11 protein-coding genes are annotated in these 9,306 nt (G+C 72.6%); 4 read left to right on the forward strand and 7 right to left on the reverse strand.

The genetic code is table 11. The features are described 5' to 3' along the window. Positions 1-68: 68 nt before the first annotated feature. The 3 genes from CYAGR_RS18360 to CYAGR_RS09460 form a co-directional block, all read right to left on the reverse strand. Positions 69-212, reverse strand: a complete 144-nt coding sequence (locus CYAGR_RS18360) for a hypothetical protein (RefSeq protein ID WP_156818436.1) — start codon at positions 210-212, stop codon at positions 69-71. 330 nt (positions 213-542) lie between these two features. Next, the gene (gene glmM / locus CYAGR_RS09455; RefSeq protein ID WP_015109578.1) at positions 543-1,943 is read right to left on the reverse strand and encodes a phosphoglucosamine mutase; all 1,401 of its coding nucleotides are present in this window, start codon (positions 1,941-1,943) and stop codon (positions 543-545) included. A gap of 72 nt (positions 1,944-2,015) precedes the next feature. Continuing rightward, on the reverse strand, positions 2,016-2,240 hold the full coding sequence (locus tag CYAGR_RS09460; RefSeq protein ID WP_015109579.1) for a hypothetical protein: 225 nt from the start codon (positions 2,238-2,240) through the stop codon (positions 2,016-2,018). A 53-nt stretch (positions 2,241-2,293) separates the two neighbouring features. Here CYAGR_RS09460 and CYAGR_RS09465 point away from each other — a divergent pair, with 53 nt between their 5' ends. Then, complete coding sequence (locus tag CYAGR_RS09465) at positions 2,294-4,309, forward strand: lytic transglycosylase domain-containing protein (RefSeq protein ID WP_015109580.1); 2,016 nt, start codon at positions 2,294-2,296, stop codon at positions 4,307-4,309. A 1-nt stretch (position 4,310) separates the two neighbouring features. Here the strand turns inward: CYAGR_RS09465 and CYAGR_RS09470 are convergent, their stop codons facing one another. Then, the gene (locus tag CYAGR_RS09470; RefSeq protein WP_015109581.1) at positions 4,311-4,778 is read right to left on the reverse strand and encodes a hypothetical protein; all 468 of its coding nucleotides are present in this window, start codon (positions 4,776-4,778) and stop codon (positions 4,311-4,313) included. Beyond that, complete coding sequence (locus CYAGR_RS09475; RefSeq protein ID WP_015109582.1) at positions 4,775-5,185, reverse strand: NIL domain-containing protein; 411 nt, start codon at positions 5,183-5,185, stop codon at positions 4,775-4,777. Before CYAGR_RS09475 ends, CYAGR_RS09470 begins: the two co-directional genes overlap by 4 nt. A 129-nt stretch (positions 5,186-5,314) precedes the next feature. On the opposite strand from CYAGR_RS09475, the gene CYAGR_RS09480 reads away from it, so the two are divergent. Genes CYAGR_RS09480 through CYAGR_RS09490 form a run of 3 tightly spaced genes read left to right on the forward strand, consistent with a single transcriptional unit; the run spans position 5,315 to position 7,794 of the window. Beyond that, the gene (locus CYAGR_RS09480; RefSeq protein ID WP_015109583.1) at positions 5,315-5,902 is read left to right on the forward strand and encodes a thioredoxin domain-containing protein; all 588 of its coding nucleotides are present in this window, start codon (positions 5,315-5,317) and stop codon (positions 5,900-5,902) included. 39 nt (positions 5,903-5,941) lie between these two features. Next, a complete protein-coding gene (gene thyX / locus CYAGR_RS09485) occupies positions 5,942-6,667 on the forward strand; it encodes an FAD-dependent thymidylate synthase (RefSeq protein WP_015109584.1) in 726 nt (241 codons plus the stop codon). Beyond that, on the forward strand, positions 6,667-7,794 hold the full coding sequence (locus tag CYAGR_RS09490) for a transporter substrate-binding domain-containing protein (protein WP_015109585.1): 1,128 nt from the start codon (positions 6,667-6,669) through the stop codon (positions 7,792-7,794). Before thyX ends, CYAGR_RS09490 begins: the two co-directional genes overlap by 1 nt. On the opposite strand, the gene CYAGR_RS09495 is transcribed toward CYAGR_RS09490, so the two are convergent. Next, entirely contained in the window at positions 7,742-8,473 is a 732-nt protein-coding gene (locus tag CYAGR_RS09495; RefSeq protein WP_015109586.1) for an esterase/lipase family protein, read from the reverse strand. The genes CYAGR_RS09490 and CYAGR_RS09495 overlap by 53 nt on opposite strands. Positions 8,474-8,482: 9 nt before the next feature. Further along, on the reverse strand, positions 8,483-8,962 hold the full coding sequence (locus CYAGR_RS09500; RefSeq protein ID WP_015109587.1) for a VOC family protein: 480 nt from the start codon (positions 8,960-8,962) through the stop codon (positions 8,483-8,485). Positions 8,963-9,306: the final 344 nt, after the last annotated feature.

Consider the following 9,306-nt stretch of genomic DNA (forward strand, 5'->3'; position numbering starts at 1 on the left):
GCGGAAGGTAGGGCCGGGGTCTTTGTCTTTAGGCCAGCCATGGCCACCTCCAGGTCCGCGATGAGCCATCACCGCAGCCTCGCCTCGGCTGAAGGACTGAGCGAGCGGAGATCCCAGCTATCCGACCCGTTCACGAACAGGATGTCGCTCGCCTGCAACATCGTGGCGCCGCAGGGATCGGCGATCAACTCCCCATCGGCATGGATCGCCACCAGCAGGGTGACGCCATGCTTCGTAGGCCGCAGGAAGCGCTGGTCGTCTCGGGAGTCGATGGTCGGTGGGCTGAGCCCTGCCGCTCTGGCCCTGCCCCTGACCCTGAAGGATCCCGTGTTGAGGCGGGCCTACCGCCCAACGCCTGCAAGGCCCACCTGTCCCAGGGACCTGGTCCACTGTCATCCCGGCAGGGAATGACGCCTCGGCCGCCGTGAGCGGCAACCTCTGTTTCCGATCGATGGATTGACCAGGCTCAAGGCTCCGGTGCTGGGGCTGTATGCCGTCTAGGACGACGGCATCCCGATGACGTCGGTGCAGCGGATGCAGCGTCAGGCCCGGTTGAGGTGCTCCTCGGCGGCGGCGGCCAGGGACTCACTCCAGTGGTCGACCTGGCTCTGCTCGGCCGCCTCCACCATCACCCGCAGCAGGGGTTCGGTGCCGCTGGCCCGCACCAGCACCCGGCCATGGCCGGCCATGGCCGCCTCCGCCTCGGCCACCGCCAGCCGCAGCGGTTCGCACTGCTGCCACTGCTGGCGCCGCTGCCGGTCGGGCACGGTCACGTTCACCAGCCGCTGGGGGTAGGGCTGGAAGCTGCCGTCCATCCATTCGGCCAGCTTCAGGCCACCGCCCTGGATCAGGGTGGCCACCTGCAGGGCGGTGAGCAGGCCGTCGCCGCTCATGCCATGGCGGGCCGAGAGGATGTGGCCCGACTGCTCGCCCCCCAGCCCGGCCCCCAGGGCCTCCATGGCGGCGTGCACGTGCTGGTCGCCCACATCGGTGCGCTCCAGCACCCCGCCGCTGGCCTGCCAGGCCCGCTCGAAGCCCAGGTTCGACATCACCGTCGCCACCAGGCGGTCGTCGGGCAGCTGGCCCTCGCGGCGCAGGGCCGAACCCCACAGATAGAGCGTGTGGTCACCGTCCACCACCCGGCCGCGGCCGTCCACCGCCAGCATCCGGTCGGCGTCGCCGTCGAAGGCGAAGCCCATGTCGGCGCCGCTCTCCAGCACCGCCCGCTTGAGGGGCTCCAGGTGGGTGCTGCCGCAGCCCTGGTTGATGCGCTCGCCGTCCGGCTCACCGTGCAGCACCAGCACCTCGGCGCCCAGGGAGCGGAACAGCTCCTCACCGCAGGCGGTGGCCGAACCCCAGCAGAGGTCGAGCACGACGCGGCAGCCGTCGAGCCGCTGGCCGCCGGTGCTGGCCCGCAGAGACGCCACATAGGCCGCCAGCAGATCGGGCCGCGTCACCAGCCGGCCACTGCCCACCAGCGGCGGCGCGGCGGTGCGGCCCTGGAGGCCCGCCTCGATCGCCTGCTGGCGGGCCGCCACGAGCTTGGCGCCGCTGGCGCCGAACACCTTGATGCCGTTGTCGTGGGGAGGGTTGTGGCTGGCCGACACCATCAGGCCGCCGGCGGCCCCCTGGCGCCGGATCGTGCCCGGCACCGCCGGGGTGGGGCACAGCCCCAGCTGCCACACCTCGCGGCCGGCGGCCATCAGGCCGGCGCTGAGGGCCGCCACCAGCATCGGCCCGCTGCGGCGCGAGTCAGTGCCGATCACCACCGGCCCGTCGGCCTGGAGCACCACCCCGGTCCAGTAGCCCACCTGCAGGGCCAGGGCCGGGGTGACGCCGGTGCCGACGCGGCCGCGGATGCCGTCGGTGCCGAAGCGGGCCACGCCGTCGGCCAGGGGGGCCCCGAGGGGAAAGACCGCCGGATGCGAAGCCGCTTCTCCCATGCCGCTGCCATCACTGGGGAGCAGGCTACGTGCCGTGCAAGGTGACGCCGCAGCCGCCGCGGCCGGCGGGGCTCAGCGCCAGCGGGGCGGCCACCAGCGCCAGCGCAGCAGCTCCAGGGTGGCCCAGAGCAGCAGCAGGCCCACGCACCAGCCCGGCAGCAGCCGCAGGGGCCAGAGCGGCCGCAGCAGCAGGGTGAGCAGGGCCACCACGCTCACCACCACGGCGCGGCGGCGCTGGCCCGCCCCGGGCAGGCGGTCGAACAGTGGCGGCAGGGCGGGGAGGGAGGGCAGTCGCACCGGGGGCGGCGCAGGCGGATGCCCAGAATGCCCCGGACGCCGTCCCCCGGCCATTGGCCCGACTCCCGCTGCTGCTCTCCCTCTCCTGTCTGGGCACCGGCCTGGCACTGGTGGGGGGCCGGGCCCTGCTGGCGCGCCAGCCGGCGCTCACCCCCGCCACCGCCACCGACCGGCTGGAGTGGCTGCAGCACTGGGATACCGATCCCTGGCGCCGCCGGGAGGCCAGCCTGCTGCTGGCGGCCCGCAGCAAGGATCCCCAGGCGCAGCGCCAGTGGCTGCGGGGCCAGGGCTGGGGTCCCGATCCCCTGGCCGCCCTGGTGCTGAAGCAGGACGCCCTCGCCGCCACGGCGCTGGATCGTCCCGAAACGGCCCTGGCCCTGTGGCGCCAGCTGCAGCGGCGCTTCCCGGGTGATCCGGCCAGCGCCGATGCCCTCTATGCCCTCGGCGGCGACGATCCAGACAAACGCCGGCAGCTGCTGCAGCGCTTCCCGGCCCATCCCGCCGCCCTGGCCGCCGCCCTGGCCGCCGGCCCGGAGCCGGCCGAACGCCGACGCGGCGCCCTGCACCTGGCCCGCTGGGGGGCCCGCTGGCCCGGCGCCGAGGCCCGCCTACGGCAGGTCTGCAAGGAGGACGGCCCGGACCTGAACGCCCAGCAGCGGGGGCAGCTGGCGGAGGGCCTGGCCGAACTGGGCGATGCCGAAGGGGCCCTGCGCTGCCTGGGCTCCAGCCTCAACGGCCTGGGGGCCAGCGGCCGGCTCAGCCTGGGCCGGGCCCTGCTGGCGGGGAACGAGCAGCAACAGGGCCAGGCCGAGCGGCTGCTGCTGGATCTGGTCCGCAGCGCCCCCACCGCCCCGGAGGCCGAGGCGGCCGTGCGGCTGCTGGCCCAGCAGGGCAGCCCCGCCGCCGCCGCATCCCTGGCCCGGCTGCCGCCCCGCTGGCGCGACAGTGCCCCGGTGCTGGCGCGGCGGATCCTGGAGGCCGAACCCACCGACGCCGCCGCCCTCGACCTGCTGCGTCGCTGGCCCCTCGACCCCGCCAGCCGCACGCTGCAGTGGGATCTCGTGCGGGAGCGGCTGCTGGCCGGCCGCTGGCGGGCGGCCATGGCCCTGCTGGAAGCCATTCCGACAGACCAGCTGCCGCCGCCCCTGGCCGCCCGGCAGAGCTTCTGGATCGGCTTCACTCAGCAACAGCTCGGGGAAGGGGCCGCCGCCAGGGCCACCTGGGAGGCGCTGCTGCGGCGCCATCCCGGCGGCTACTACGGTTGGCGCGCCGCCGTGCGCCTGGGCCAGGGGGATCTGCAGCTGGACGCCGGGCCCCACCGGCCGGCCGGTGCCGCCGGCCCGGGAGGCGGCAGCAGCTGGCGGCCCCTGGCCAGCGGCGACGCGAACCTCGATCGGCTCTGGCGGCTGGACCAGCGCACCGAGGCCTGGGAGACCTGGCGCCACCGCCGCGGCCGCCGCGCCCCGGAGGGCAGCCGGGAGCTGCTGCTGGAGGGACGGCTGCGCCAGGGGGTCGGCGACGACTGGACCGGCTTCGGCCTGCTGGAGCAGGCCAGCCTGAAGCTGGACGGCAACCAGTGCGCCCTGGAGCGGGAACTGGAGCGCAGCCTGCATCCGCTGCGTTTCGAAGCGGCCTTCCGGGCAGCCGCCAACCAGGGCGGGCTGCCGATGGAGCTGCTGTTGGGGGTGGCCAAGCAGGAGTCGCGCTTCACCCCGGCGGTGCGCTCGCCGGTGGGGGCCACGGGCCTGATGCAGCTGATGCCGGAGACCGCCTCCGAGCTGGCCGGTGGGCCGGTGCCGGAGTCGGTGCTGGAGGACCCGGCCGGCAACGCCGGTCTCGGCAGCCGCTACCTGGCGAACATGCTGCGCCAGTGGGACGGCGACCCCCTGCTGGCGGTGGCCAGCTACAACGCCGGGCCCGGCGCCGTGGCCGGCTGGGTGAACCCCCAGCTGCGCAGCGACCCGGAGCTGTGGGTGGAGGCGATCCCCTATCCCGAAACCCGCCTGTACGTGAAGAAGGTGCTGGGCAACGTCTGGAGCTACCAGCAGGGCAGCGTGCCGGGCTGCTGATTCAGCGCACCAGCAGGCGGCCGAAGTTGGCCCCGCCGAGCACCAGCAGGGTGAGCACCCCGGCCAGCACCAGCGGCGGCGGCACCACCCGCACCCGCAGCAGATCGAGCCGGGCCAGCAGCACCGCCGAACCCATGATCAGCACGTTGGCCAGCACGTTGAGGTGCAGCAGGTAGAGGCCGCCGACGGTGACCAGCAGCAGGGTGACCACCAGGCTCACCACCCGGCTGGCGGCCATCACGATCGACAGCTGCCGGATCACCAGGTCGGGCATGGTGCAGACGAACACGATCAACATCGCCTGCAGGCACTCGGCTGACCAGACCAGGCTGGTGAGCTCCCGCATCTGGGAAGTGTCGGTCTCGAGGGCATGGCTCCAGTGCATGCCCTGGTAGGTGCTGACCCCCATCAGCACCAGCAGCATCGGCGCCTGCAGCGGCAGCAGCATGAGCCGGAACACGTCCTTCATGGCTGCAGCACCAGGGTGATGGCCTCCAGCGGGCAGCTGGGGATGCACTGCTCGCACACCAGGCAGCGGGAGGCCTCGAAGTGGAGCCGCTGGCTCACCGGTGTGTAGTGGAGGGCGCCGCTCGGGCAGACGCTGGAGCAGATGCCGCAGTCGACGCAGCGCTCCGGATCGATGCGGATCTCACCGGGGGCGCGGTTGAGCCCCAGCCCCTGGCCCTCCAGCCAGTCCTCCGCCGCGTCGAGCTCGTCGATGTCGCCGGAGAGCTCCACCACCATGGTGCCGCTCTGATTGGGGGCGATCTGGGCCCGCAGGATCTTGGCGGCGATGTCGAAGTCGACCGCGAGGCGGTAGGTGATCGGCTGGTGCACCGCCTCGGAGGGGAAATGGAGAGTGAGGCGCCGTTTCACCGCTCCGGGCCGAGAAAACTGACGCTAGCAACGATGGCCGGAGCCAGCCCCCGGGCCCGCGGGATGGGCGGCGCCCGCCGGGTGGGTCGGCGCTGCCAGAGTGGGCGCCGTTCCGTGTCGCCGTCGCCCATGGCCCCGTCGGGCAGTTCCCCCCCCTCCACCCTCGGCCGCACCGAGCGCATGGTGCTGGCGGCCGTGGCGGCCGTGCTGGTGGTGCTGATGGTGTGGCTGCGGGGCGGCCTGCATCCGGAAGCGCCCCTGGAGCGCCTCGCCCGCCAGTCGCCCGAGTTCAGCGTGGCCCTGGCCGATGGGCGGCCCACCCTGGTGGAGTTCTACGCCGACTGGTGCGAGGCCTGCCGTTCGATGGCACCGGCAATGGAGCGGATCGAGCGCCAGCAGCGCGGCCGCATGGATGTGGTGCTGCTCAATGTCGACAACCCCCGCTGGCAGCCGGAGCTGGAGCGCTACGACGTCAACGGCATCCCCCAGCTGGAGTTCTTCGACGCCGCCGGCGCCCCCGTGGGTCGCTCGCTCGGCGCCCGCAGCGGCTCCGAGCTCGAGGCCCTCACCGCCGCCCTGGTCGAGGGCACGCCCCTGCCCCGGCTGGCGGGGGTGGGGGCCGTGAGCAGCCTGCCGGAAGCGGCCGGGGCCGAGGGCGCCGCTCCCCCGGCGGCCGCCCTGCCCACCCCCCAGGCCGGTCCCCGCAGCCACGGCTGATCGGCCGCCGCCACGCTCCTTTCTCCTGCACCCCCGCCCATGGATCCCCGCTTCCGGGTCGCGCTGATCGCCGCCACGCCGAACCCGCAGCAGTGCGTCTACGCCGGGATGCACCAGGACTACAGCGAGGGGTTCGTGGCCGCCGACCGGGCCGACTGGCCCGACGAGCGCAAGGCCGGTGAGATCTGCGTCAAGCGGCTGCTGGCCGGCGAGCGCGGCCACTACGGCCCACTGGAGCACGCCCAGATCGTGCTCAACGTGGGCTGGTTTCCCCATTCGGTGATGCAGCAGGCCCGCACCCACCGGGTGGGCGTGAGCTTCGATGTGCAGTCCATGCGCTACACCGGCGACCGCATCCGCCGTGCCGCCAACGGCGAGCTCGACCTGGAGGAGGTGTTCTACCTGCGGCCGGTGGGGCCCTACAACGACCGCCAGGGCAAGAAGTATCTGTATGACGAAGGCCAGCGGGCCATCGATCTGGAGCTCTGCCGCACGGCGGCCGGGCGCTACCGGGATCTCTTGGATGCCGGCTTCGCCGAGGAGCACGCCCGCGGCATCCTGCCCTTCGACTACCGCCAGCACTTCGTCGTGAGCTTCACCCTGCGGGCGTTCCTGCACTTCCTCGACCTGCGGGCCAAGCTCGATGCCCAGCAGGAGATCCGCGAACTCTGCGACCTGATGTGGCCCCACCTGCAGCAGTGGGTGCCGGAATTCGCCGACTGGTACGAGAAGAGCCGACTGCACAGGGCCAGGCTGGCTCCCTGATGAAACGCCTCAGCTGGGGCCTGGCCCCCACCCTGGCGCTTGTTCTGGCCATCGCCCTGCCGGGCGCGGCTGCGGCGGCACCGGTGCTGCGGGTGGGCCTGGTGGATGGCTCGCCGCCCTGCAGTTACCGGGAGGCGGGGGTCTGGCGGGGGCTGGCCGTTGATCTGTGGAATCGGGTGGCCACCCTCGAGGAGATCCCCTACGTGGTCTCCCAGTGGCCGTCGGTGCGGCAGATGCTGGAGGCCAGCCGCGAGGGCAAGGTGGATGTGGCGGTGGGCTGCATCAACGTTTCACCCGACCGCCTCGAGCGCTACCGCTTCAGCCTCCCCTTCCAGGAGGACGGCCTGGCGGTGATGGTGGTCAAGAGCCGGCTGGATCTGGGGCGCTCCTTCCTGAGCGCCCTGCTGACGCCGACGCTGCTGCAGCTGCTGGGCAGCTACCTGCTGGCGATCGCCGTGCTCACCGGGATCACTCTGCGCCTGGAGGTCCGCCACCATCCAGCGACGGACGGCCGGCGAAACTCCCTGCGCCACGTCAGCAAGGTGTTCCAGGTGCTGGCCACCGGTCCGGGCAGCAACACGATCGTGACCACCACCCGCGGCAACGGGGTCGTGATCCTGGCCTACCTGGTGCGGATCGTCTCGGCGTCGCTCCTGGTGGGCTATCTCACCGTGAACGTGGCCGGGGAAGTCCAGGGCAGGGCCAGCGGCGACATCCGCTCGCCGGCGGATCTGCGCGGCCGGAGGGTGGGGGTGCGTAGCGGCACCGTCAGCGAGTCGCTGCTGAAGGAACTCAACACCACCAGCACCGGGCCGAAGGCGACGATCGTGCCGCTGGCCAGCATCGGCGAGGGGGGAGCTCTGCAGGCCGAACGCCGGATCGACGCGCTGCTGGGGGACAACCTGCAGCTGAGCTACCTGCTGCTTCAGGAGGAAGCCATGGGCTTCCTGCCCAGCCTGGCGCTGGAGGGGATCCGGCCCGAGTCGCAGGCCTTCGCCTACGCGCCGGCGCTGCCGGAGGCCACCGCCAACCGCATCGACCAGGCGATCAGCGCCCTCAAGCGCAGTGGCGTCGTCAGCGAGCTGCGCCAGCAGGCGACGACCCGGGGGAATCCCCAGGCGCGCTGAACACGGCGCCCCACCAGCGCTCCACCACCTCCGGGCTGCCGTACCAGCGGGGGCCGAAGGCGCCGCCATGGGCCACCCCCGGCAGCACCTGGGGCGTGGAGCCCGCCAGCAGGGCCGAGGCCACCGGCACCAGGCCATCGCCCCGGTCGTCGGGATCGCCGCTGCTGTTGCGATAGGCGGTGGGGGCCAGGCGCCGCGCCATGGGGGAGGCCGCCTGCAGATCCAGATCCCCGGCCACCGAGACGTAGCGCACCCGATCGGCGAAGGGGCAGCCCGGCAGGCGCTCCGCCACCATCCGGCGCAGCACCGTGGCCTTGAGGGCGGTGTGGGGGCTGCCCAGCATCACCAGGGTGTCAGCCAGGGCCTTGCCGTCGTAGCGGCGCCCCTGAAACGGGGCGTCATCCAGGAACAGCCGCAGCATGATGCCGCCGGAGCTGTGGCCGATCAGCGTCACCTTGCCGGTGGGGGAACTGCGGGCCAGCTCTGCCGCGGTGGCCCGCACCCGATCGAGGATCCCGGCCCAGGCGAAGGCGAACACGGTGAGCAGCCACTCGGGCTTGCCCACGGGCACCAGCCGCACCGGCTGGCCGCTGAGCTGCTCCAGCCGCGCCACCATCGGGGCATAGGCCTCGGGGCTGATCAGGAAGCCCCCGAGGATCACGATCGGCTGGCGGGTCATGGGTGGGGCCTAGCCGCGGCGGGCTGCTTCGATGGCGGCGATGTCGATCTTGCCCATCTGCATCATCGCTTCGAAGGCGCGCCGGGCCGCGGCTCGGTCGGGATCGGCGATGGCAGCGGTGAGGGCGCGCGGCGTGATCTGCCACGACAGTCCCCATCTGTCCTTGCACCAGCCGCAGGCGCTCTCCTCGCCGCCGTTGGCCACGATCGCGTCCCAGAGCCGATCGGTCTCGGCCTGGTTGTCGGTGGCGATCTGGAACGAAAAGGCCTCGCTGTGCTTGAACTGCGGGCCTCCATTCAGGCCCAGGCAGGGAAGACCGGCCACGGTGAACAGGACCGTCAGAACATCACCCTGCTGGCCGGACGGATAATCCGCCGGCGCCCGGAAGATCTCTCCCAAGGCGCTGTCCGGGAAGGTTTCGGCGTAGAACGTGGCCGCCTCCAGAGCGGTGCCGTCGTACCAGAGACAGATCGTGTTTCTGGAAACCATTTTCCCGCTCCGATCAAGGGGCTCAGGATCCTAGGAGCCGCGGACGTTCGCTCCTGCGGGCCACAACCATTCCATCGGCGAAGTGGGAGCCGTGGGTTTCGCAGAGCTGTCCGGCACAGGTAGGCGTCGAAGCTGGCCAGGCGCAGCAGCCTGGCCAGCGGCAGGGTGGAGGCCCCGGTGCCGCAGCCGACGTCGGCCAGCTGGAGCGCCAGCTCCGTCTCGGCGTCCCCGCCCGGCCCCTGCCGCTCACCATCGCGGTGCAGATCGATCAGAAGTGCGAACGGCTCTGGAGGGCGGCGAGGGGTTCACAGCAGCGGATCAGGAATCTGTACACCCTGTACAGA

Origin of the sequence: Cyanobium gracile PCC 6307, from assembly GCF_000316515.1 — a bacterium.
GTDB lineage: Bacteria > Cyanobacteriota > Cyanobacteriia > PCC-6307 > Cyanobiaceae > Cyanobium > Cyanobium gracile.